This window comes from Streptomyces sp. NPDC045701 (assembly GCF_056432045.1).
This window is the reverse complement of sequence record NZ_JBWKJV010000014.1, coordinates 37716-60687: the sequence shown is the minus strand read 5'-3', so window position 1 is coordinate 60687 and position 22972 is coordinate 37716. Positions and strand designations below refer to the sequence as shown.

Here is a 22972-nt window from a genome sequence, read left to right as displayed (position 1 = left end):
TGGGGACGCGGGTGCGTGGCGGCGAACGCTCATCGGGAGGCAGCCATGCGTATCCACGAGCACTACGAGCTGGACTTCGGGCAGGAGGACGTCGTGCTGGTGCACCGCACCGAGCGCAGCGGAGCCGGGGGGCATCCGGTCTACTCCGACGACACCGGCATCGTCCTGGCGGAGATAAGCGACCGGGGCGAGGTGCGGATGCTCGCCAGCAGCGGTCACCAGGACCTGCCGCTCAGGGTCCGGGCGCACCCGGTCCAGCCGCACTGAGGCCCCGCCCCTGAGGGGGCCGCCCGTCCCAGGGCCCGCCATCGCGACCCGGTCGTCCCAAGCGCCCGCCCGGCGGCGCGGCGCTCAGTGCAGCCGGAGCGCCAGATGGCCGAGCGGGAGGCCCAGGCGCCAGGAGGGGAGCCACACCGCCTCCGACTCGTCGACCGCCGGCGCGGCGGCCGGGCCGGCCGACAGGGCGCCCAGGTCGGTGGCGAGCAGGTGGGTGTCCTCCAGTCGCCGCCAGGTCTCCCGGGCGAGGGCCACACCCTCGTCCTCGTCGCCGTCGCGCCGGCGCCGGGCGGCCAGCCGCTCGCGCACCCACTCCTCCCAGGGGTGGCCGTACTCGGTGCGGGCCAGCCACTCGTCCAGCCGTTCCCGGGCGTCCGGGCCGGTGGCGTCGCCGGTGCCGTCACCGAGGTAGACGGTGAGCGCGAGCGTCCGGCGGCCCGCCTGGTACTCCAGCGAGCCGGGCTCGACCAGGCCGCCGGCTCTCAGCAATTCGTCGGCGATGTACTCGGCACACAGCCAGGCCATCGGTACGGCCAGCCCGCCCCCGCCGGTGCCGTTCGTGCTCTCGGGCCGCAACGTTCCCACCTTCTCCCGGACGTTCTGCGCGTGCGTGTGGTCCTCGACGACGAGCCTCTACCGTCAGGCACGGCCCGTGGCCGCTCTTTGCTCAACTCGGCGCTGTGGTTTCGCCTACATTCCGGCCGGGGACCGTGACGCACGGACGCCGAGGTGCCCGGAGAGGGCGGTGTGGCGGGAGGGGTCAGCCCCGGAGCGAGCCGGAGAGCGTCCTGCTGTAGCCCGGCAGGCACCGTCCGAGCGCCCGCAGCGCGTAGTGCGACCGCGACTTGACCGTTCCGGCCGGTATGCCCAGGTCCGCGGCGGCCTCCTTCACGGAGAGGCCGTCGAAGTAGATCCGCACCAGCACCGCCCGGTGCTCGGGGCTCAGCTCCCGTACCGCCGCCCGCACGTCCAGCGCGGCGACGGCGGACTCGGTGACGTCCGAGGGGTCGGGGGTCCCGGCGAGCACGCTGTCACCGATCTCGGTGGGGCGGGCCATCCGGGAGCGGCGCGCGTCGATCGCCAGCCGCCGGCCGACGGTGAACAGCCACGGACGCATCGACTCGTAGGGGGCCTCGAACGCCTCGGGGTGCTGCCACGCCCGTACCAGCGTCTCCTGGAGCAGGTCCTCGGCGCGCTGCCGGTCGCCGTACGTCAGGCCGAGCAGGAAGCTCAGCAGCGCGGGGCCGTGCTCCCGCTGGAGCTCCTCCAGGGCCCGCTCGTCGGTGGTCGCCGTCGTCATCGTCACACCCTTCCGCGCCGTACTCGCACCTCGACGCGTATCCGAACGCATCCCGGCCCACGGGGACAGGCGCCGCACCGGGGTGTGCGACGAGCGGTCACACCGAGCGGCGAATGGTGCGGCGAACGGTCGTCCGGAGGGGGAGGTCCCCGATCGGTGCATTTGTATGATTTTAGGTATTTAAGGATTGTCTGACCTTTATTTCCCGTAGGGATCCAGGGGAGCACCCCGCCTCTCACCAGCACCCCCGAGCCCCACGGAGTACGGCTGATGACCACCACGCCCATGCGACGGACCACGGTGGCGGTGGCCGCCGTTCTGCTCTCCGCCACGGCAGGCTGTGCCGGTACGCCTGCCGGGCCGCCCGCCCCGGCCGACCGGTCGCACCGGGCCGCCCCGCCCGCGCCCTCCTCGGCGGGCGGCGCCGCCGCCGCGCCGGACCGCGGTTTCACCCTCGTGGCCACCGGTGACGTCCTGCCGCACGCCTCGATCATCCGGCAGTCCCAGGTGGACGCCGGCGGCACCGGCTACGACTTCCGCCCCATGCTGGCGGGCGTCAAGCCCGTCATCTCCCGGGCCGACCTGGCCATCTGCCACATGGAGACGGTGTACGGCAAGAAGGGCGGGCCCTACACCGGCTACCCGTCCTTCAAGTCGCCGCCCGAGGTGGCCACCGCGCTGGCGGCCACCGGCTACGACTCCTGCTCCACCGCCTCCAACCACACCCTCGACGACGGCGCCGACGGGCTCGGCCGCACCCTGGACGCCCTCGACAAGGTGGGCGTCCGTCACGCCGGCTCCGCCCGCACGGCCGCGGAGGCGGCCCGCCCCACCCTGCTCGAGGCCGGCGGCGCCACGGTGGCCCACCTGGCGTACACCTACGGGACCAACGACATCCCGCTGCCCCAGGGCCGCCCCTGGGCGGTCAACCTCATCGACGAGAACAGGATCCTCACGGACGCGCGGGCGGCCCGCACCGCCGGCGCCGACGTCGTCGTGGTCAGCCTGCACTGGGGCACCGAATGGCAGACCGCCCCCGACGAGCGGCAGCTGGACCTCGGCCGCGGCCTCACCGCCGCCGCCACCGGCGGCCGCCCCGACATCGACCTGATCATCGGCACCCACGCCCATGTGCCGCAGGCGTACGAGAAGGTCAACGGCACCTGGATCGTCTACGGCATGGGCGACCAGATCGCCGGCGACATGATCAACTACAGCGGCGTCTTCGACCCGCGCGGCAACCAGGGCACCATCGGCCGCTTCACCTTCGCCCCTCCCACCACGCCCGGCGCCCGCTGGAACGTGGCGAAGGCGGAGTTCCTGCCGCAGTGGTTCAACACCGGAACGGGCCGGGTGGTCGACCTGAACGCCGCGATCAGGGCGGGCGAGAACCTCACCGACGTACGCGACCGCATCCAGCAGGTCGCCCTCAGCCGCGGCGCCGCCAAGGACGGCCTGGTCATGGGCGGCTAGGGGGTGTCTTTGGGCGCTACTCCACGCGCGGTCACAGACGGCGGCGCGGGAGCGCGTGGGCCGGTCGGCGGCACTCCGACCCGCGGGGGCCGGGTACCTTCCCCGGGGGGCGCCGTCACGGCGTCCCCCGGGCGGAAGGGCCGCTCGTCGTCGTAGCGGCTCACGGGGCGGGCGGCCCGTCCGTCCGTGTGCGGTCCGCGGCCTCGGCCCGGGCCAGGTTCGACCTGCGGTACGAGTAGCCGAAGTAGACCACCAGGCCCAGCAGGAACCACACGGCGAACCGGGACCACGTCTGCCACTGCAGGAACGTGATCAGCCAGATGGAGAAGACCACGCCGATCGCCGGTACGAACGGCATCCCCGGCGTGCGGAACGTGCGCGGCAGCTCCGGCCGCCGGTAGCGCAGCACGATCACCGCGACGCACACCACCACGAACGCCAGCAGGATGCCGATGTTGGTCAGCTCGGCCGCCTCGCCGATCGGCAGGAAGCCCGCGATGAGCGCCGACGCCACGCCGACGATCCACGTCACCCGGGTCGGGACGTGCCGCGTCGGGTGCGTCTTGGCGAACCAGTGGGGCAGCAGCCCGTCCCGGGACATGGAGAACCACACACGGGTGACGCCCAGCATGAACGTGAACATCACCGTGAGGATGCCGATGATCGCGCCCACCGCGATCACGTCCGCGAGCCCGCCCAGGCCCACCGACTTGAACGCGGTGGAGAACCCGCTCTCCGGGTCGACCTCCGTGTAGTTCTGCATACCGGTCAGGACGAGGCAGGCCAGGACGTACAGGACCATCGAGATGGCGAGGGAGTACAGGATCGCCTTCGGCATGTGCCGCTGCGCGTCCTTGGACTCCTCGGCCGCCGTCGACATGGCGTCGTACCCGAACACCGCGAAGAACACCGTCGCCGCGCCGGTGAACGCGCCGCCCACCCCGTACGGGAAGAAGGGGGTGTAGTTGTCGGACGTGACGTGGAAGAAGCCGACCACGATCACCAGCAGCACCACCAGCACCTTCAGGACCACGACGACCGTCTCGAAGCGCGCGGCGTTCTTGATGCCCAGCGTGAGCAGGTAGGCGATCAGCAGGCACAGCACCGCCGCGAACAGGTCGATCCGGTGGCCCTCGCCGGTCCCCGGCGCCCCCAGCATCCAGGCGGGCAGTTCCGCGCCGAACTCGCCGAGCAGGAAGTTGAAGTAGCCGGAGATGCCGATGGCGACGACCGCGACGATCGCGGTGTACTCCAGCAGCAGGTCCCAGCCGATCAGCCAGCCCACCAGCTCGCCGAGCACCGCGTACCCGTACGTGTAGGCCGATCCGGCCTTGGGGATCAGCCCGGCGAACTCGGCGTAGCTGAACGCGGCGGCGGCGCTGGCGACGCCGGCGATCAGGAACGAGACGAGCACGGCGGGACCGGCGGTGCCGTTGGCGACCGTGCCGGCGAGGGTGAAGATGCCCGCGCCGATGATGCCGCCGACACCGATGGCCGTGAGCTGCCACAGCCCCAGCGTCCGGGTCAGCCGTTCCTCCTCGACGCCCTCGTCGATCAGTGCGATGGGTTTGCGGCGCAGAATTCCCTGCCCCGCGCGGATCCGGGCCATGAGCGTCACCTCTTTGCGAACGGCAGCGGCTGACGGCGGATCATGATGGCCCACCCCGGGACGCGGGGGAAGACGACACACACCACCGGACGCCACCGGTCGCCGTCCGGCGTCCCACTGGTCCCATCGGGTGCAATCGGCCGCCCGGACGGTGTGGGTCAGGGGCGCGGGGCATCCGCCATGCGAGTTATCAATCATGAAAACGGATCAAATGCCCACGGGGCGGCGGATGGTACTGCGCATCGCCGCCGCACTCGGGGCCACCACGACGTTCGGACTCTTCGCCCTGGAACGGACGGGAAGCCCTCCAGGCCCGTCCCGGCCCCCCGGCCCCGCCCCCGTGCCGCCCGGCGCCGCCGGGCCGCAGGCGGGCCACCGCCTGGCCCCGTCCTCGTACCGGCTCCAGCCGATGACCGCGTACGCGCCGCCCCGCCACCGGCGCGCCCTGCCCCCCGTACGGCAGCGGCCCTTCCTGCGGGTGTCCGGTGCCGGCCGGTCGATGGTCCTCTCCTTCGACGACGGGCCCGACCCCCGCTACACGCCCGCCATCCTCCGTACCCTGCGCAGGTACGACGTGCGCGCCATGTTCTTCGTCTGCGGCGAGATGGCGGCCGCGAACCAGGACCTCCTGCGCGAGATGGCCGACGACGGGCACGTCGTGGGCAACCACTCCTGGTCGCACCCGCTGATCCCCAAGCTCAGGCCCTCCCGCATCCGCGACGAACTGGGCAGCACCAGCGATCTCGTCGAGCGCACCCTCGGCGCCCCTCCGCTGTGGTACCGCGCCCCCTTCGGCGCCTGGAACCGGCACTCCTTCGAGATCGGCGCCGAACTGGGCATGGAGCCGCTCGCCTGGACGGTGGACACCCTCGACTGGCAGGAGCCCGGCACCGGCCCGATCGTGCGCCGCGTCCTGGACGGCGCCGGGCCGGGCGTCGTCGTCCTCTCCCACGACGCGGGCGGCGACCGCTCCCAGAGCGTCGCCGCCCTCCGTACCTACCTGCCGGAACTGCTGGCGGCGGGCTACCACCTGACCGTGCCGCGCCGGTGAGGCGCCGCGCGGCCCCCGCCGGGCGGGCCGAGCCGGTTCGGGGCGCCCGGCCCGCCCACCGGCCCGCCCCTCGGCCGGCTCAGCGGGTCGCCACCAGTCGTGCGAAGGCGACCACGTTGCCGTCGTAGCCGTGGGCCTTGGAGTAGCCGCCGCCACAGGTGATCACGCGGAGCTCCGGGTGCCCGGTGTCGCCGTAGACGCGCACCCCGGGAAAGTCCTCCTTGGAGAAGACCTCGATCCCGTACACCTCGAACACGGCCACCCGCCCGTCGAACCGCGTCACCTCCACGCGGGCCCCCCTCTTGAGCGAGCCCAGTCCGTAGAACACCGCCGGGCCGGCCTTGTTGTCGACGTGGCCGACGATCACCGACGTACCGCGCTGCCCGGGGGAGATGCCGTTCTGGTACCAGCCGGCCATGTTGGGGTCCTGCGCGGGCGGCGCCTCGATCCAGCCGGCCCGGTCCATCCCGACGTCCATGATCGGTGCGTCGACGTCGATCGACTCGATACGGATCCGGGAAGCGGGCGCGTACGCGAGCGGCCGGAGCCCCGCGGGCGCGACCGGCACCGCGCCCGCGCGGCGGTTCTCCGCGACGGCGGCGGGGGCCGGCTGGGGCGGGCCGGGCTGGGTGTCGACGCCGTTCCGCATCATCGCGAGGCCGGTGAGCATGACGAGAGCCAGCGCTCCCCACGGTGAGCGGCTCCTCGTCTCGAAGCCACTGTGGTCCAGGCCCCTGCCCATGGTTCTCCCTTCGCGGCGTAGTAGCACGCTAAGTGCGCCGTGCGGCACCGGCGATCAGGAGAGGGGCGAACGGGTGGCGGGCGCCAGGGGGGATGACCCATCCGTGTCATCGTCGCGCGAATCCTCCGTCGACCGTCCTGACGGTACGTGACCTGCGACTCCGTCAGATACGCGGCCCCGGCACCGGCCTGTCGGCTCACCGGGGTGGGCGAACTCCGAAATGCGGTAATCGCACCGGCTTGTGAAGGTTCGTCGTGGAAGGCGTACTCGTCGAATCCTCCCGGAGCGCCGCTTCGGGGCGTCTTCCACTGGAGGTTCAACGATGCGTGCTTCACGCGCTCTCGCGGTGGCCGCCACCGCCGGCGCGGCCATCGGGCTCTGCGCCCCCGTGGCCCTCGCCAACAACGGTCCCACCAACGTCACGGTCTCCCCGACCCGGGTGCACCAGGGAGGCCAGCTCGCGGTCAGCGCCATGGGGTGCGGCCACGGCGGCACGGTCACGTCCAACGCGTTCCCCAAGACCGCCCTCACGGTCAACCCCTCCGGGCACTCCGCCGCCACGCCCCGGATCTACGACCACGCCACGCCGGGGCAGTACAACCTGGCCGTCAAGTGCACCGACCACTCGATGGTGGTCACCAGGACCTTCACGGTCGTCCGCGGTCACGGCTCCCAGGGCGGTCTCGGCGGTTCGATGGCGCCGAGCTCCACCGAGATGGCCATCGGCGGTGCCCTGGTCGCCACGGCGGCCGTCGGTGGCGGGCTGTTCATCAGCCGCCGTCGCCGTTTGAGCGGCGGAAAGGTCTGACCGGCCGAACCTCCCGGTCGGCCGAATACGCCCGCCGCCCCGAGTCCTGGTCGGTCAGGACTCGGGGCGACGGGCGTGCGGGGGAGCGGCGCCCCGGGGGGTGGAGTGCCCGCCCGGAGGCGGGTGCTCCCGGAGGCGGATCGCTCCCGGGAAACGGCGTTCTCAGTGGCGCCGGCCCTCGGCGCGGCGGCGCAGCATGAAGATGACGGCGGTGGCCGCCGCCACGACCAGCCCGGTTCCGGCCGCGAGCTGGCCGGCGTTCAGGCCGCCGACACTGCCGCCCACACCACCCCGGACGCCCTGGCTCGGCGCCGTGGTCGTCACGGTGCGTGTCGTGGTCACCGTCGGCACGGCGGTCGAGCTGGTGGTCGGGGTGCTGGTGGCGGCGGAGATCGTGAGGCCGGCCGTGCCCGGCGTGCCGCCGGCGCACGAGAAGGACACCGTGTAGACCGCGCCCCGCTTGGCGTCCCAGTCCACGGTGGCCGTCGCCGACCGGCCGGCCGGGATGGTGACCGTGTCGAAGACGCCCGACGAGGCCATGGCGGTGCCGGAGCAGCCGGGGGCGGTGAGCACCACCCGGCCCCCCGGCTGGACGGTCGAGGGGCTGATGGCGAAGTCGCCGGGGGCGAACTTGCCGGAAGCCACCGCCGGGGCGGGAGCGGTCAGGGCGAGAGCGGCCGCTCCGAGGAGAGCGGCGGAGGCGGCACCTATCGCGCGCATCGTCAATCCTCCGGGTCCCGAGGGGCAGCTGCGGAAGGGATATCCACAAAGCGTCTGATATGCACCTCGATGCCGGAAACGCTAGGAGCGCTCTACCACAACCGCGAGCCCGGACGGGCGAATGGGGCACCGAGGTCCCCCGGACGGCGGAGGGGGGCGCCGCCGCCGGTCAGTCGCCCAGGCCCTTGATGTGGGGGAAGAGGGTGAGGAAGGGATCCGGGGTCGCGGAGGTCCCACGGCCGAACGGCGCGTCGAACGACCAGATGAGGAACAGCAGGAAGGCGATCAGGGCGCTGAAGAGGCCGGCCAGCAGCAGTTCCCGGAACGTCCGCCGGATCTGGAGCGTGAAGATCAGCCCCACCGTGATCAGGGCTCCGGTGATCAGGCCGAACCACACCACCCCCGGCATGGTGGCCCCCGCGTTCTCGGCGCGGGCGCTGCGCGCGTCGTCGGCGATCGCCACCTGGTCCACCATCGGCTGGTACGCGTCGCCCTCGTGGGCGTCGGCGGGCCGGTAGTCGGAGACGGTGCGGCGCACCCGCTCCAGCAGGTCGGTCCCCTCGTCGGTCAGCTCGCCCCGGTCGGCCATGACCCGCCATTCGGAGTCGACGACGTGCGAGACGTACGCGTCCACGTCGGCGCGGATACGGGCGCGCACGTCCGCCGGCCAGACCTCGGCCCTGGCGGACACCTCGTGCAGCGCCTGGGCCTCCTGGCGCACGCTCTCCTGGGCGGCGCTGCGGCCCTCCCAGACGCCGGCGATCGCCAGGCCGAGCACGATGGCGTACACGACGCCGATCATCATCGTCATGTACTCGATGACGTCGGGGGTCTCGGAGGGGTCGTCGTCGTCGCCGATCCTGCGGTTGTTGATGACGACGATGGTCAGGACGACCGCGCAGGCGGCGGCCATCGCGATGGACAGGACAAGCCATTCCGACAAGGTGAGCTCCGGGCGGGCTGTTCCGACGGGGTGTCCGGCGGACGGTTGACGGGCGGTTGGCGGGTGGGTCGGCCGGTGGTCCGGCGGGACGGCTAGCGGGACGAGCGGGGGCGCAGGACCGCGGCTCCGAACACCGCGGGGGCCATGATCAGGAGCATCACGGTCACGGTGGTGGGGCCACCCGCCCGTTCGGCACGCTGCGCCCGGCGGTAGGCGGGCAGCGGTACGGGGGTCGGCGGGGCCGGGCGGGGGCGCAGCGACGGACCGGGCGCCGGGGGCGGGGCGGTGGCCGGCGGGGGCGGGACGCTCGGCTCCGGCTCCGGCTGCGGCCCCGGTCGAGGTCCGGCGGTCGGCGGGGCCGGGGCGGGCGGCCTCGGCGCCGAGGGCGGTGGCGGCGGCTGCGGCGCGGCCTGATCCGGTGGTGGCGGCGCGGGCGGCGGGACGTGCTCCGGGGGCGGCGGGGCCGGGGGCGGCGGGTTGGGCCCCGGCGGGGGAGGAGGTGTGGGCGCCGGGGGTGGTGGCTGGGGCGGCGCGGGGCTCGGTGAGCAGGTGTCGTCGCCCGCGACGGCGACCACCGGCGCTGAGGTACCCGGTCCGACGTGGGCGACGGCGCAGCTGTCGGCCGCCGCGGGCAGCGGGGCGGACAGCAGCAGGCCGAGGGCGGCGGCCGCCAGGAGCCGGGCGGTAGGGGTTCCGTACACGCGCATGAGCCTGATCGTTCAACGGTCCGCACACGTCCCGAAGCAGTGTGATTCCCCAAAAGGAGGGGTTTTCGGGCTGCTGCCGTTACCAACGGCGGGGAAATTTCTCCCGGCGCGTTGAACGCGCGCCGCCCTCCCACCCGTACATAGGGCCATGAACGGCGCACCTGGCGTCGCCAAGCTACCTAGGTTTAACGGGAGTTGACATGAAGACCTGGCGGAACGCCTCGCTCGCGCTGTCCGCGGCGGCCGTGCTCGCGCTGACGACGGCGTGCGGTCAGGAGACGGGTGCCCAGGCCCCCGCCGGATCGGTCGGCGCCGCCGCACCGGCGGGCGCGCCCGCCGAGAACGGCGCCGGCTACGGCTCGGGCACCGGATACGGCTCCGGTGCCGGTTCCGGAGGGCAGGCGGCCGCCGCCGAGCCGGCCGGCCAGCTCGCCGTCTGGGACAGCAAGGAACTCGGCAAGGTCGTCACCGACAGCGAGGGCCTCACGCTCTACCGCTTCGACAAGGACACGCCGAACCCGCCGAAGTCCGCCTGCGAGGGCGACTGCGCGAAGGCCTGGCCCGTGGTGGCCGCCGACGGCGCCAAGCCCCCGGCCGGCGTGGACGCCTCCCTGATGGGCGAGGTCACCCGGGCCGACGGCACCAAGCAACTCACCATCGACGGCTGGCCGATGTACCGGTACGCCAAGGACGCCAAGCCGGGCGACGTCAAGGGCCAGGGCGTGGGCGGCACCTGGTTCGCGGCCGCCCCAGACGGCAAGAAGGCGGCCCTGTCCGGCGGCGACGAGGGGGCCGCCGAGGACGAGGGCGCCGGCGACGAGGGGGCGGCCGAGGACCAGGGCGGCGAGGGCGGGGGCGCGCCGGCCGACCCGGCGGGCCTGTCCGTCCGCAAGGACCCCAAGCTCGGCGAGATCGTGGTGGACAAGAACGGCATGACGGTCTACCGGTTCGAGAAGGACTCGGCGTGGCCGATGAAGACCGCCTGCACCGGCGCGTGCCTGGAGAAGTGGCCGGTCGTCGCGCCCGTCGAGAAGAACGACACCGAGGGCGTCTCCCTCAAGGGCTTCGTCACCTTCGACCGGCCCGACGGCGTCAAGCAGCAGACCATCGACTGCTGGCCGCTCTACACCTTCGCGGGCGACAAGAAGCCCGGTGACACCAACGGTCAGGGCGTGGGCGGCACCTGGTACGCCATCTCGCCGGCCGGGAAGATGGTCGGGGCGTCCCAGTAGAGTCCCCGCGCACGTCCCGACCCGGGGTCCCGGCCCAGCCGGCCCGGCCCCCCACCGGCCCGCCGTCCCACGCCCCCCGCGTGCGCGGCGGGCCGGTCGTACGGCGGCGGGAGACCCGCACGTGCCGGGGGCCGGTGACCGGGACGTGTGACCAAGAACGGATCGCTAATTTCCGTTTCCCCTCGCTCTCCAGGCGGGCGATCAGTAGCCTCGGCTCGAACACCGGCCAAGAACATGGCCGCATCCCGTGGCGACTTGTTGGAGACATCGATGGAGCGTCCCGCCTGGGCCCCGCCGGGCATCGACATTTCGGTGCCGAGCGTGTCCCGCATCTACGACTACTACCTGGGCGGCTCGCACAACTTCGAAGTGGACCGGGAAGCGGCGCGCAAGGCCATGGAATTCGTGCCGGGCCTGCCCAAGGTCATGCAGGCCAACCGCGCCTTCATGCGCCGCGCGGTGCGGTACGCGGTGAGCGAGGGCGTCACCCAGTTCCTCGACATAGGCTCCGGCATCCCCACCTTCGGCAACGTCCACGAAGTGGCCCAGGCCGCCGACCCCGGCGCCCGTGTCCTGTACGTCGACCACGACCCGGTCGCCGTCGCCCACAGCCGGGCGGTGCTGGAGGGCAACGAGAACGCCGGCGTCGTCGCCGCCGACCTGCGCAAGCCGCAGGACATCCTGGACGCCCCCGAGGCCGGCCGGCTCCTCGACCCCGACCGGCCGCTGGCCCTGCTGCTGGTGTCCGTCCTGCACTTCGTGGAGGACGCGGACGAACCGCGGCGCGCCGTCGCCGAGCTGCGCGACGCCCTGGCGCCCGGCAGTCTGCTGATCATCAGCCACGCCGCGTACGAGGGCATCCCGCTGCCCCAGGAACGCGTGGGCGGCGCGGTGGGCGTCTACCGCGACATCCGCAACCCGCTGGTGATGCGGAAGCGCGAGGAGATCGCGCGCTTCTTCGACGGGTTCGAGATGGTGGAACCCGGACTGGTCAAGATGCCGGAGTGGCGGCCGGAGAACGCCGTCGACCAGGAGGATCCATACGCCTTCTCGGGCTTCGCAGGGGTGGGGCGCAAGGCGTGAACATGCCGGCGCAGGCCCCCGGTTCCGCCATACAACCGGACGGCCTGGAAGACAGACTCCAGCGGTTCGCGACCATCTGGAGCCGGGCCGTCTTCCCCGTCACGGCCACGTCGCTGACCCGCCCCGAGATAGAGCGGCACCTGCTGCCCCTGGCCCGCGACCTCTGCGACGCGCTGCACGCGCGGCCGTTCGACCCGGCGCCCGCGCACCGCGTGGGCGCCGCACTCGTGGCGGCGCACTGCACCGACCCGGACGCGCTCAGCCGCAGCCTCGGTGTCGTCGACTCGTACCTGGTGCTGTACTGCGGCGGCGACGGGGAGAGCGCGGCCGCGGAGGAGCTCCGGGCCCGCTGCGCCCGGCTCCAGCACGCGATGGCGGCCGGCTTCGCCCAGGCACTGCGCGAACGCACCCTCGTGGAGCAGGAGGCCATCGCCCGCTCGGCGCTCGTGGCCCGCAGCTTCGCCGAGCAGGCCCTGCACGCCACCGAGGCCCGTTTCCGGGCGGTCTTCGAGGATGCCGCCATCGGCATCGGCATCGCCGACCTCGACGGCAACGTCCTGGAGGTCAACGGGGCCCTCACCCGTATGTTCGGCGGCCTGGAGCACCATGTGCGCGGCCGCAGGGTCAGCGAGTGGGTGCACCCCGAGGACGCGCCGCACGTCTGGAGGCTGTACGAGGAGCTGGTGCGCGGCGAGCGCGACCACTTCCAGGTCGAGAAGCCCTTCTACCGGGGCGACGGCACCGTCCTGTGGACCAACCTGACCGTCTCCCTGCTGCGGGACGCCGACGGGGACCCGCAGTACCAGCTGGCGCTGATGGAGGACACCACCGAGCGCCGGCTGCTCAACCTGCGGCTGCGGTACGAGGCGACGCACGACGCGCTGACCGGGCTGCCCAACCGGACCCTGTTCTTCGAACGGCTGGACAAGGTGCTGTCCTCGGGCGACGGCACCCGCTTCGGCCTGTGCTACCTCGACCTCGACGGTTTCAAGGCCATCAACGACAGCCTCGGCCACGCGGCCGGCGACCGCCTGCTGGTCGAGGTCGCCGACCGGCTGCAGAGCGTGGCGACCCGGCCGGGCGAGATGGTGGCCCGGCTCGGCGGCGACGAGTTCGTGGCGCTCACCACCGGCACGGACACCGAGCAGCAGGCCGACGAGCTCGCCCACCGCATCCTCGGCGCCCTGGCCACGCCGGTCCGGCTGGACGGCCGTGAGCTGACCGTGCGCGGCAGCGTCGGAATCGTCGAGGGGCCCGCCGGGGAACGCGGACCGGCGGAGGTGCTGCGCAGCGCCGACATCACCATGTACCGGGCCAAGGCGGCGGGCGGCAACCGCTTCGAGCGGGCGGACCCCGAGGCGGACGCCCGCGCCATCACCCGGCACGGCCTGACCACCGCGCTGCCCGCGGCGCTGGACCGGGGCGAGTTCTTCATCGAGTACCAGCCGCTGGTGCACCTGGGCGACGGCAGCGTGCACGGCGCGGAGGCGCTGGTGCGCTGGTGCCACCCGCAGCACGGCGTCCTCGGCCCCGACCGGTTCATCCCGCTCGCCGAGCACACCGGCCTGATCGTGCCGCTCGGCCGCTGGGTGCTCCAGGAGGCGGTGCGCCAGGCCCGGTTCTGGAACCGGAGCCACGCGGACGGCGGCCCCCTGCGCATCAACGTCAACCTGTCGCCGACGCAGCTGCACCACCCGAACCTGGTCGCCGACACCGTCGACGTACTGGAGCGCTCGGGGCTGGACCCGGGCGCGCTGTGCCTGGAGGTGACCGAGTCCGCGCTGATCGGCGCCGACGAGGACCTGCTCAAGCCGCTGCGGCAGCTGGCGGAGATGGGCGTGGACATCGCCCTGGACGACTTCGGCACCGGCTACTCCAACCTGGCCAACCTGCGCCGGTTGCCGGTCAGCGTGCTGAAGCTGGACCGCTCCTTCACCCAGAGCATGCAGCAGCACCCGATCGACCCGGTCGACCTCAAGATCGTGGAAGGGATCGTCTCACTGGCGCACAGCCTGGAGCTCGCCGTGACGGTGGAGGGCGTGGAGACGGGCGCGCAGGCGGAGCAGTTGCGCGAGCTGGGCTGCGACACCGCCCAGGGCTGGTACTACGCCCGGCCCGGCGCCCCGGACCGGATCCACGCACTGGTACTGGCCGACGCGGTCTAGACCGATGCCGGCAGGCGCCGAGGACCTGACATCGGCGCCATCCCGCTCTCCCGGCGCATGGCCGTGCGGACCGGCTGCTGCGCCCCGGCCGGTCCGCGACCCGAGCGAGGAGGGCCGTGCGGCCGGTCGGCAGGTTCTCTTCTGCGGACGGGACGCCGATCAGGCCCCGTTGACGCGCAATGTGCTGGGGCTCCGACCCTTGAGGCGTTTGAACGCCGCGCTGAAGCCGAAAGCGTCGGCATACCCGACCGACCTCCCGATCTGGGCGATGCTGAGATCGGTGTCGGTCAGCAGCGCCTCGGCCTCGTCCATGCGGTACTCGGTGACGTAGGCGAGGGGCGGGCGACCCATCAGCTGGGTGAAGCGCTTGGCGAACAGCGCCCGGGAGACGCCGGCTCGAGTGGCCAGCGACTCCACTGTCCAGGACTCGGCGGGCCGGTCGTGGAAGGCCTGCAGGGCAGGGGCGAGGACGGGGTCGGCCAGGCCCCGGTACCAGCTGGGCGCGTCGGCGCCGACCTGGTCGAACCAACTGCGCAACGTGCACACCAGGGCCCAGTCGAGGAGCCGGTCCATCAGCGCCTGCGAACCGGCCGACAGCTGGGCGGCGTCGGCGGCGGCGGTCTCCAGCCAGCCGCAGACCTCGACGTCCTCCGTGATCACCAAGACCGGCGGCAGGGCACGCAGGAGCCGCTCGTGCCGGTGGCCCGAGGCACGGTAGGCGCCCACGATCAGCGCGGTCGCCTGCTCCGAGTCGTCGGTGCTCCAGTGAATACCGCCGAGTTGCCGGGCGGCACACCCGGCGTTCGCGGTGAAGCACGCGATCTCGTACGCGGCGTGGGAGCCGTGGACGGTGCTGGGACGGTCGGCGAGATGGAACGGCGCGGGGCCGTTCACGATGGCCGTGTCGCCGGCGCCGATTGCTCGCTCGGTGCCGTCGGGCAGCAGCAGGGTGCCCCCGCCGCGCAGCACGCTGATCATGGTGAGCGGTGCGTCGTCGGCGAAGCGGATGGTCCAGGGCGCCGTCAGCACGGCGTGGCTGACGACCGAGCCCTCTGCCCGGATGCCACTCAGTAGCGAACTCAAAGGATCCACGGAAGGCACCGTAGACGAACTCCTATGCTCCGGAGCGTTTTTCCCATGGATCATCCACGCCCCGGCAGTTGTACTGGACACATCGCACCCACCGAGACCAGCCGGGAGACACCGTGACGCGACAGGGCACCAAGGCCAGGACAGCACTCGTGGTCGTCGCACACCACCGCGACGATTCCCTCACCGCGCACACGGCCCGCCGTGCCGCCGCCCGGCTCGGAGCCGCCGGATTCCGCATCGACCTGCTCGACCTGCACGCCGAGGGGTTCGACCCGCGGATGAACGTGTCGGACCAGCCGGACTGGGGCAACCGGGACAAGCCGTACTCGGACGAAGTGCGAGCCCATATGCAGCGCGTCCTCGACGCCGACGTCGTCGTGGCCGTCTTCCCGGTGTACTGGCAGAGCGTGCCCGCCCTCCTCAAGGGCTGGATCGACCGGGTGTGGAACTACGGATTCGCCTACGGCCGCAGCAAGCCCCGCCTCGCCGGCAAGCGGATGCTGTGGCTGGGCCTGGCCGGCGCGACCGGCGACGATCCGATTGTGGAGGGGATGCGAGCAGTCCTCGAAACCAATCTGAGCGAAGGCATCGCCTACTACTGCGGCTTCTCCCACTCCACCGTCGGCCTGCTCACCGACGCGGAGGAGCGCCCGCAGCGCGTCGACGCCGAAGGCAACCTCTCGATCGGCGCGGCGGTCGCGGGCGCCGAGCGAGAGGCCCAGTACGCCGATTTCGACCGGCGTGCCGCTGAGTTCGTGGAGAAGTTCATCGCCGAGGAACGAGTGACGGCCTGACCGCCACGAGAATCGCGGGTCACCCCGCCCGGGACGGATGAGTGCCCCGGTTCACCCCGCCCGGGCCGCCGGGTGTACCCGGCCCTGGACTCGGGCGGTCCTGCCCTGCCGGAGTCTCTCGGCCACCATGTCCGGTGTCCACCGCGAGGCGACCGACGACGAGTTCCCGTGCGAGTTCGTCGGAGACGACGAGAAGTTCACCGCAAGCGCTGCGGTCCGCGGTGCCTGGGTGACCACACCGACCGGCCTTGGTGGTGCGGGTGGCCGCAACAGCTCGCCGCGCCGGCCGGCCGGCGCGGGTTCCCCGCACATGGGTGAGGTGGCCGGACGCGGTCTAGGACCGGGCGCCGTCCGGGCGGCGCGCCAGCAGCAGCCGCTGCAACTCCCGCGCCGCGCGCGGCGGCGCCACGTCGCTGCGGTGCGCCAGTCCGATCGTCCGGCGCAGCCCGGGCGGGGCCAGGGCGGTGACCCGCAGGTCACGGCCCGACCGGGCGGCGACCATCGCGGGCACCACCGCCATGCCCAGCCCCGCCCGTACGAATCCCAGCACCGCGTCCATCTCGCCGCCCTCCACCGTGAACGACGGTTCGAAGCCTTCCGCCCGGCACGCCGCCACCGTCAGCTCGCGCAGGTCGTAGCCGTGCCGGAACATCACCAGCGGCCGGCCCTCCAGATCCGCGATCCGGACGGGCCGGTCCGGGGCCCGTGCCGCGGCGGAGGAGACGACCACCAGGTCCTCGTGGAGCAGCTCGACCGTCGTCAGCGCCGGTGACGCGGCCGGCAGGGGCAGCACCACCAGGGCGAGGTCCAGCGCCCCGCGGGCCAGCTCGCGCACGAGGTCGTGGGAGCCGCTCTCCTCGATCAGCAGCTGGATGCCGGGGTGCAGGTCGTGGAAGGCCCGCAGCACGTCGGGCAGCAGTCCCGTGCACAGGCTCGGCGTCGCCCCCAGCCGCACCCGCCCGCGCCGCAGCTGGGCCAGCTCCTGCACCTCGTGGCGCGCGGTGTCGGCGTCCGCCAGGATGCGGCGGGCCAGCGGCAGCAGCGCCTCTCCCGCGTCGGTGAGCGCGATGTTGCCGCGCGCCCGGTTGAACAGCTCGGCGCCCAGCTCCTTCTCCAGGGCTCTGATCTGCTGCGACAGCGAGGGCTGCGAGACGTGCACGCGCTCGGCGGCCCGGGTGAAATGCCGGGTCTCGGCCACGGCCACGAAGTACAGGAGCTGCTGGAACTGCATGGCACCACCTTAGGCGCCAAGCATAGCCATCGCCTATGGAGATCAGCCGGACCATGTCTTGGACCTCTGGCCGGGCCGCACCTAGCGTCGATGCCATGGCTCTGGCAACGCGGACGGATCGGAAACCGTCCTTCCCGCGCACGTTCTGGCGCTCGACGGTCGGCAAGAAGACGGTCATGGCCGTCAGCGGCCTCGTCATGATCGCCTACCTCGTCGCGCATGTGATGGGCAACCTCAAGGTCTTCTTCGGCCCCGGCGAGTTCAACGCCTACGGCCACTGGCTGCGCACCATGGGCGAACCCGTACTGCACCACGAATGGGGACTGTGGATCGCCCGCGTCGTGCTGCTCACCGCCGTGATCGCCCACGGTGTCTCCGCGTACCAGCTCAGCAGGCGCGACATCAGGGCCCGCCCCATCGCGTACGTCCACAAGCGCCGCCGCGCGAGCTACGCGACGCGCACCATGCGCTGGGGCGGCGTGATCGTGGCGCTGTTCATCGTCTGGCACATCCTGGACCTCACGACGCTGACGGTGAATCCGAGCGCCCGGCCCGGACACCCCTACGAGAACGTCGTCGCCACCTTCTCCACCTGGTACGGCAACGTCATCTACATCGTCGCGATGCTCGCCGTCGGGCTGCACATCCGGCACGGCTTCTGGTCCGCCGCCCAGACCCTCGGCGTGGGCAACGCCACCCGCGACCGCGCGCTGAAGACCCTCGCCGACGTCCTCGCGCTGGCGCTGACCGCGGGCTTCGTCTCCGTACCCGTCGCCGTCATGACCGGAGTGGTGAGCTGACATGAGCTACCTGGATTACGAGATCGGCGCGCCGATCAGGGACGACAAGGCGCCCGCCGGCCCCGTCGCCGAGCGTTGGGACAGGCGCCGGTTCGAGGCCAAGCTGGTCAACCCGGCCAACCGCCGCAAGCACACGGTCATCGTCGTCGGCACCGGCCTGGCGGGCGGTTCCGCCGGCGCGACCCTGGCCGAACAGGGCTACCGCGTCGTCCAGTTCTGCTACCAGGACTCACCCCGCCGCGCCCACTCCATCGCCGCGCAGGGCGGCATCAACGCGGCCAAGAACTACCGCAACGACGGCGACTCGGTCCACCGCCTCTTCTACGACACCGTCAAGGGCGGCGACTTCCGCGCCCGCGAGTCCAACGTCCACCGGCTCGCGCAGATCTCCGTCGAGATCATCGACCAGTGCGTGGCGCAGGGCGTGCCCTTCGCCCGTGAGTACGGCGGCCTTCTCGACACCCGCTCCTTCGGCGGCGTCCAGGTCTCCCGTACCTTCTACGCCCGCGGCCAGACGGGCCAGCAACTGCTGCTGGGCGCCTACCAGGCGCTGTCCCGCCAGATCGCGGCGGGGAACGTGGAGCTGCACCCGCGTACCGAGATGCTCGACCTGGTCGTCGTCGACGGGCGGGCGCGCGGCATCGTGGCCCGCGACCTGATCACCGGCGAGATCTCCACGCACTTCGCGGACGCGGTCGTCCTGGCGTCCGGCGGCTACGGCAACGTCTTCTACCTGTCGACGAACGCCATGAACTCCAACGCCACCGCGATCTGGCGCGCCCACCGGCGCGGCGCGTACTTCGCCAACCCCTGCTTCACCCAGATCCACCCCACCTGCATCCCGCGCACCGGCGACCACCAGTCCAAGCTCACCCTGATGAGCGAGTCGCTGCGCAACGACGGCCGCATCTGGGTGCCCAGGGCGCGCGGCGACCGCAGGCCGCCGAACGAGATCCCCGAGGACGAGCGCGACTACTACCTGGAGCGGATCTACCCCTCCTTCGGCAACCTCGTACCCCGGGACATCGCCTCCCGCGCCGCCAAGAACGTCTGCGACGAGGGCCGCGGCGTCGGCCCCGGCGGCCAGGGCGTGTACCTGGACTTCGCCGACGCCATCCGGCGCATGGGCCGGGGAGCGGTGGAGGAGAAGTACGGCAACCTCTTCGACATGTACGAGCGGATCACCGCGGAGAACCCGTACGAGGTGCCGATGCGGATCTACCCCGCCGTGCACTACACCATGGGCGGTCTGTGGGTGGACTACGACCTCCAGACCACCGTGCCCGGCCTGTTCGCGATCGGCGAGGCCAACTTCTCCGACCACGGCGCCAACCGGCTCGGCGCGTCGGCGCTGATGCAGGGCCTGGCCGACGGGTACTTCGTCCTGCCGTCCACCATCAACGACTACCTCGCCCGGGCCCCGCGCACCGAGCCGGTCACCGACGACCACCCGGCGGTACGGGACGCGGTCGGCGAGACCCGGGACCGGCTCGCCCGGCTCCTCGCGGTCGACGGCGACCGCACCCCCGACTCCTTCCACCGCGAGGTCGGCGAGCTGATGTGGGAGTTCTGCGGCATGGCGCGCACGGCGGACGGGCTGCGCAAGGCGCTGGACCGGATCCCGCGGATCCGCGAGGAGTTCTGGCGCCGGATCAAGGTGCCGGGGACGGGTGAGGAGTTCAACCAGTCACTGGAGAAGGCGAACCGCGTCGTCGACTACCTGGAGCTGGCCGAACTGATGTGCCTCGACGCCCTGCACCGCGCCGAGTCCTGCGGCGGCCACTTCCGTGAGGAGTCCCAGACCCCGGACGGCGAGGCGGCCCGCAGGGACGAGGAGTTCGCGTACGTCGCCGCCTGGGAGTTCCGGGGGCCCGGGGACCGCCCCTCGGGGGAGCACGGCCCCGGCGCCGCCGGCGCTCCCGTCCTGCACAAGGAAGACCTCGTCTTCGAGTACGTCCACCCCACTCAGCGGAGCTACGCATGAGGCTCACCCTGCGCGTCTGGCGGCAGAAGAACGCCGACGCCCCCGGCACCATGGCCACCTACGACGTGGACGGCATCTCCGAGGACATGTCCTTCCTGGAGATGCTCGACACCCTCAACGAGGAGCTGATCCTCCGTGGCGAGGACCCGGTCGCCTTTGACCACGACTGCCGCGAGGGCATCTGCGGGGCCTGCTCGCTGGTCATCAACGGCGACGCCCACGGCCCGGAGCGCACCACGAGCTGCCAGCTGCACATGAGGGCGTTCCGGGACGGCGACACCATCGACATCGAACCTTGGCGCGCCGCCGCCTTCCCGGTCGTCAAGGACCTGGTGGTCGACCGATCGGCCTTCGACCGGATCATCCAGGCCGGCGGCTACGTCAGCGCCCCCACCGGCTCCGCGCCCGAGGCGCACGCCACGCCCGTCCCCAAGGCGGACGCGGACTTCGCCTTCGAGCACGCCGAGTGCATCGGCTGCGGTGCCTGTGTGGCGGCCTGCCCCAACGGTTCGGCGATGCTCTTCACCTCGGCGAAGGTCAACCACCTCAACGTGCTGCCGCAGGGCGCGCCGGAGCGGGAGACCCGTGTCCTGGACATGGTCCGCGTCATGGACGAGGAGGGCTTCGGCGGCTGCACGCTGGCCGGTGAGTGCGCCACGGCCTGCCCGAAGGGCATCCCGCTGCCGTCCATCGCGGCGATGAACAAGGAGTGGCTGAGGGCGACCCGCAAGGGGGCGCGCCGCGCCTGATTCAGGACAGTCTGCGGGCGTGAGCCCGGCCACTTCCGCCACCCCGGGGCGAAAGAATCTTCACGAGATTGCCAATTCCGCCGCAATTCTTTCGCTCCGGGGTGCCCCCGGGCGCCCGGACGGCAAGATCAACTTCGTTCAAGTCTGCACTTTTGATGGCGAGTTGTCCGTATAGGGGCCAACCGGCCTCCGCGGAATTCCGCACTCCACCAGCCCCCGGTACGCATGGGTCGTGCCGGGGGCAATTGACCACCCCCCGGCGGTACCGACACCACCGCACCACACAGGGGGTTACCCATGTCCACCAGCCTCACGCGCCGCCGCGCCCTCGGCGCCGCCGCGGCGGCCGCCGCCGGCCTCGCCGCCGGGCGCGCCCTCGCGGCGCCCGACCTGGCCGTCGCCGCGACGGCCCACCAGGGCGCAGTACCGGAGACGTTCGACGAGATCTACCAGGGCCGCCACATACAGGGAGGACCTTCCGGCGGCGGCCACCACGGGGGCGGCCATCACGGGGGGCACGGCGCCGACTGGGGCGTACGCGTCGACGGCCAGGAGCTCCACGTCATGCGGAACGCCGACGGCACCTGGATCAGCGTGATCAACCACTACGAGCCGCTCGCCACGCCCCGCGCCGTGGCACGGGCCGCCGTCCGCGAACTGCAGGGCGCCCCGCTCGTTCCGCTCACCCTCAACTGATCACGATCCGGAGCCGCACCACTATGACCGTACGCAAGAACCAGGCCCAGCTGACCGCCGCCGAGAAGCGCGGCTTCGTCGACGCGGTGCTGGAGCTCAAGCGCACCGGCCGGTACGACACGTTCGTCACCACGCACAACGCCTTCGTCATGAGCGACACCGACAACGGCGACCGGGTCGGCCACCGTTCGCCGTCCTTCCTGCCCTGGCACCGGCGCTTCCTCCTGGAGTTCGAACAGGCCCTCCAGGCCGTCGACCCGTCCGTCGCCCTGCCCTACTGGGACTGGACCGTGGACCGCACGCCCCGCGCCTCCCTGTGGGCCCCCGACTTCCTCGGCGGCACCGGCCGTGCCCGTGACGGCCGGGTCATGGACGGGCCGTTCGCCCGCTCCGCGGACCGCTGGACCGTGTCCGTACGCGTCGACGGCCGCGACTTCCTGCGCCGCGCCCTCGGCGCGGGCGGCCGCCAGCTCCCCACCCGTGCCGAGGCCGACGCGGTCCTCGCCATGGACACCTACGACATGCCGCCCTGGAACAGCGCCTCCGACGGCTTCCGCAACCACCTCGAGGGCTGGCGCGGCGTCAACCTCCACAACCGCGTCCACGTATGGATCGGCGGCCAGATGGCGACCGGCGTGTCCCCCAACGACCCGGTCTTCTGGCTGCACCACGCCTTCATCGACAAGCTGTGGGCCGACTGGCAGGCCCGCCACCCCCGTTCCCCCTACCTCCCGGCCGCCGGCACCCCGGACGTCGTCGACCTGAACGACACCATGCGTCCGTGGAACGACGTCACCCCGGCCGACATGCTCGACCACACCCGCCACTACACGTACGACACGGCCGCCTAGGACCGGCCCGGACGGGCCCGCCCACCGGGCCCGGTCCGCACCGGCCCGGGGTCCGTCCGGGGGCCCGGGGTCCGTCCGGCACCTGCCGGGACGTCAGCCGCCGTGCTCACGGGGCCCACCGGCGGACGCCGGAATCAGAACTTCAGCCAGACGTCGCGGGCCCAGTGCCACACCGACTCCCAGCGGTTCCCGGTGAGGCCCTTCGTGTCGCACGACCAGTGGACGACCGTGCTGTCCGGAGCGACGAGCCAGAAGTCGCTCCCGTCCCGGCAGAGCACGACCAGGTCGCGCGGGACGCCCTGTTCCCACGCCAGCCCCGCCAGATCGGGCAGGTGGGTGTCCGCGAACTCGTCCATGACCGTGACCGGTGCCGGGCCGTCACGGACGACGTCGCTGACCCGGAGCAGGAACTCCCTGAGCCCGGCGGGCAGGGTGATGCCGTGCTCGTTCTCCAGCCGCGCGAGTAACTCCTCGTCAGGACGGTCCAGCAGGTCCCAGTCGGGGTAGTGGCCCGCCCGGATCCGCTCGATGACGTCTTCCATGTCTCTCCCTCACCCCGTGACAACGCCCGACCCGCGACCGCGAGTCCCCGCAAGCCTGTCACCAGCCACTGACAGTCGGCCCGTGAGGGGACGGGCACGTGAAGCACCGGTGGAAACCCTGTGG

At 72.4% G+C, this 22972-nt stretch carries 23 protein-coding genes; 13 read left to right on the top strand and 10 right to left on the bottom strand.

What is annotated here, in order from left to right:
- The first annotated feature begins 45 nt into the window (after window positions 1–45).
- A complete protein-coding gene (locus AC07DW_RS17435; protein ID WP_478858526.1) occupies window positions 46–267 on the top strand; it encodes a DUF6296 family protein in 222 nt (73 codons plus the stop codon).
- Between the two features lie 84 nt (window positions 268–351).
- Here AC07DW_RS17435 and AC07DW_RS17430 read toward each other — a convergent pair whose 3' ends face one another.
- Window positions 352–852, bottom strand: a complete 501-nt coding sequence (locus AC07DW_RS17430; protein WP_478858525.1) for a hypothetical protein — start codon at window positions 850–852, stop codon at window positions 352–354.
- Between the two features lie 184 nt (window positions 853–1036).
- Window positions 1037–1576: a sigma-70 family RNA polymerase sigma factor gene (locus AC07DW_RS17425; protein WP_478858524.1), complete on the bottom strand. Its 540-nt coding sequence runs from the start codon at window positions 1574–1576 to the stop codon at window positions 1037–1039.
- A 270-nt stretch (window positions 1577–1846) separates the two neighbouring features.
- Between AC07DW_RS17425 and AC07DW_RS17420 the strand changes: the two genes are divergently transcribed.
- Window positions 1847–3049: a CapA family protein gene (locus tag AC07DW_RS17420; RefSeq protein ID WP_478858523.1), complete on the top strand. Its 1203-nt coding sequence runs from the start codon at window positions 1847–1849 to the stop codon at window positions 3047–3049.
- A gap of 160 nt (window positions 3050–3209) precedes the next feature.
- On the opposite strand, the gene AC07DW_RS17415 is transcribed toward AC07DW_RS17420, so the two are convergent.
- The gene (locus AC07DW_RS17415; protein WP_478858522.1) at window positions 3210–4658 is read right to left on the bottom strand and encodes an amino acid permease; all 1449 of its coding nucleotides are present in this window, start codon (window positions 4656–4658) and stop codon (window positions 3210–3212) included.
- Between the two features lie 211 nt (window positions 4659–4869).
- On the opposite strand from AC07DW_RS17415, the gene AC07DW_RS17410 reads away from it, so the two are divergent.
- Window positions 4870–5709, top strand: coding sequence for a polysaccharide deacetylase family protein (locus tag AC07DW_RS17410; RefSeq protein WP_478858598.1), 840 nt, complete (start codon window positions 4870–4872; stop codon window positions 5707–5709).
- Window positions 5710–5788: 79 nt separating this feature from the next.
- On the opposite strand, the gene AC07DW_RS17405 is transcribed toward AC07DW_RS17410, so the two are convergent.
- Window positions 5789–6451 (bottom strand): class F sortase, encoded by a 663-nt coding sequence (locus tag AC07DW_RS17405; protein ID WP_478858521.1) that lies wholly within the window; start codon window positions 6449–6451, stop codon window positions 5789–5791.
- Between the two features lie 322 nt (window positions 6452–6773).
- Here AC07DW_RS17405 and AC07DW_RS17400 point away from each other — a divergent pair, with 322 nt between their 5' ends.
- The gene (locus tag AC07DW_RS17400) at window positions 6774–7259 is read left to right on the top strand and encodes a hypothetical protein (protein ID WP_478858520.1); all 486 of its coding nucleotides are present in this window, start codon (window positions 6774–6776) and stop codon (window positions 7257–7259) included.
- A gap of 162 nt (window positions 7260–7421) precedes the next feature.
- On the opposite strand, the gene AC07DW_RS17395 is transcribed toward AC07DW_RS17400, so the two are convergent.
- The 3 genes from AC07DW_RS17395 to AC07DW_RS17385 form a co-directional block, all read right to left on the bottom strand.
- Entirely contained in the window at window positions 7422–7979 is a 558-nt protein-coding gene (locus AC07DW_RS17395; RefSeq protein WP_478858519.1) for a hypothetical protein, read from the bottom strand.
- A 169-nt stretch (window positions 7980–8148) separates the two neighbouring features.
- Entirely contained in the window at window positions 8149–8922 is a 774-nt protein-coding gene (locus AC07DW_RS17390; RefSeq protein WP_478858518.1) for a bestrophin-like domain, read from the bottom strand.
- A 92-nt stretch (window positions 8923–9014) separates the two neighbouring features.
- On the bottom strand, window positions 9015–9629 hold the full coding sequence (locus AC07DW_RS17385) for a hypothetical protein (RefSeq protein WP_478858517.1): 615 nt from the start codon (window positions 9627–9629) through the stop codon (window positions 9015–9017).
- Window positions 9630–9829: 200 nt separating this feature from the next.
- Here AC07DW_RS17385 and AC07DW_RS17380 point away from each other — a divergent pair, with 200 nt between their 5' ends.
- The 3 genes from AC07DW_RS17380 to AC07DW_RS17370 all read left to right on the top strand — a co-directional run bounded on the left by AC07DW_RS17380 (window position 9830) and on the right by AC07DW_RS17370 (window position 14109).
- Entirely contained in the window at window positions 9830–10861 is a 1032-nt protein-coding gene (locus AC07DW_RS17380) for an SCO0930 family lipoprotein (RefSeq protein WP_478858516.1), read from the top strand.
- 270 nt (window positions 10862–11131) lie between these two features.
- Window positions 11132–11944, top strand: coding sequence for an SAM-dependent methyltransferase (locus AC07DW_RS17375; protein WP_478858515.1), 813 nt, complete (start codon window positions 11132–11134; stop codon window positions 11942–11944).
- On the top strand, window positions 11941–14109 hold the full coding sequence (locus AC07DW_RS17370) for a putative bifunctional diguanylate cyclase/phosphodiesterase (protein WP_478858514.1): 2169 nt from the start codon (window positions 11941–11943) through the stop codon (window positions 14107–14109). The genes AC07DW_RS17375 and AC07DW_RS17370 overlap by 4 nt, the downstream gene beginning before the upstream one ends.
- Before the next feature lie 159 nt (window positions 14110–14268).
- Here AC07DW_RS17370 and AC07DW_RS17365 read toward each other — a convergent pair whose 3' ends face one another.
- Window positions 14269–15201, bottom strand: coding sequence for an AraC family transcriptional regulator (locus tag AC07DW_RS17365; RefSeq protein WP_478858513.1), 933 nt, complete (start codon window positions 15199–15201; stop codon window positions 14269–14271).
- A 113-nt stretch (window positions 15202–15314) separates the two neighbouring features.
- On the opposite strand from AC07DW_RS17365, the gene AC07DW_RS17360 reads away from it, so the two are divergent.
- Complete coding sequence (locus tag AC07DW_RS17360) at window positions 15315–15995, top strand: NAD(P)H oxidoreductase (protein WP_478858512.1); 681 nt, start codon at window positions 15315–15317, stop codon at window positions 15993–15995.
- 334 nt (window positions 15996–16329) lie between these two features.
- On the opposite strand, the gene AC07DW_RS17355 is transcribed toward AC07DW_RS17360, so the two are convergent.
- A complete protein-coding gene (locus AC07DW_RS17355) occupies window positions 16330–17226 on the bottom strand; it encodes a LysR family transcriptional regulator (RefSeq protein WP_478858511.1) in 897 nt (298 codons plus the stop codon).
- Window positions 17227–17321: 95 nt separating this feature from the next.
- On the opposite strand from AC07DW_RS17355, the gene AC07DW_RS17350 reads away from it, so the two are divergent.
- The 5 genes from AC07DW_RS17350 (at window position 17322) to melC2 (ending at window position 22306) form a co-directional block, all read left to right on the top strand.
- Window positions 17322–18026, top strand: a complete 705-nt coding sequence (locus AC07DW_RS17350) for a succinate dehydrogenase cytochrome b subunit (protein ID WP_478858510.1) — start codon at window positions 17322–17324, stop codon at window positions 18024–18026.
- Window position 18027: 1 nt separating this feature from the next.
- Window positions 18028–20010, top strand: coding sequence for a fumarate reductase/succinate dehydrogenase flavoprotein subunit (locus AC07DW_RS17345; RefSeq protein WP_478858509.1), 1983 nt, complete (start codon window positions 18028–18030; stop codon window positions 20008–20010).
- On the top strand, window positions 20007–20759 hold the full coding sequence (locus AC07DW_RS17340) for a succinate dehydrogenase/fumarate reductase iron-sulfur subunit (protein ID WP_478858508.1): 753 nt from the start codon (window positions 20007–20009) through the stop codon (window positions 20757–20759). Before AC07DW_RS17345 ends, AC07DW_RS17340 begins: the two co-directional genes overlap by 4 nt.
- A 297-nt stretch (window positions 20760–21056) precedes the next feature.
- Window positions 21057–21455: an apotyrosinase chaperone MelC1 gene (melC1, locus tag AC07DW_RS17335; RefSeq protein WP_478858507.1), complete on the top strand. Its 399-nt coding sequence runs from the start codon at window positions 21057–21059 to the stop codon at window positions 21453–21455.
- 23 nt (window positions 21456–21478) lie between these two features.
- Window positions 21479–22306: a tyrosinase MelC2 gene (gene melC2 / locus AC07DW_RS17330; RefSeq protein ID WP_478858506.1), complete on the top strand. Its 828-nt coding sequence runs from the start codon at window positions 21479–21481 to the stop codon at window positions 22304–22306.
- Window positions 22307–22440: 134 nt separating this feature from the next.
- Here melC2 and AC07DW_RS17325 read toward each other — a convergent pair whose 3' ends face one another.
- The gene (locus AC07DW_RS17325; protein WP_478858505.1) at window positions 22441–22848 is read right to left on the bottom strand and encodes an SMI1/KNR4 family protein; all 408 of its coding nucleotides are present in this window, start codon (window positions 22846–22848) and stop codon (window positions 22441–22443) included.
- Window positions 22849–22972: the final 124 nt, after the last annotated feature.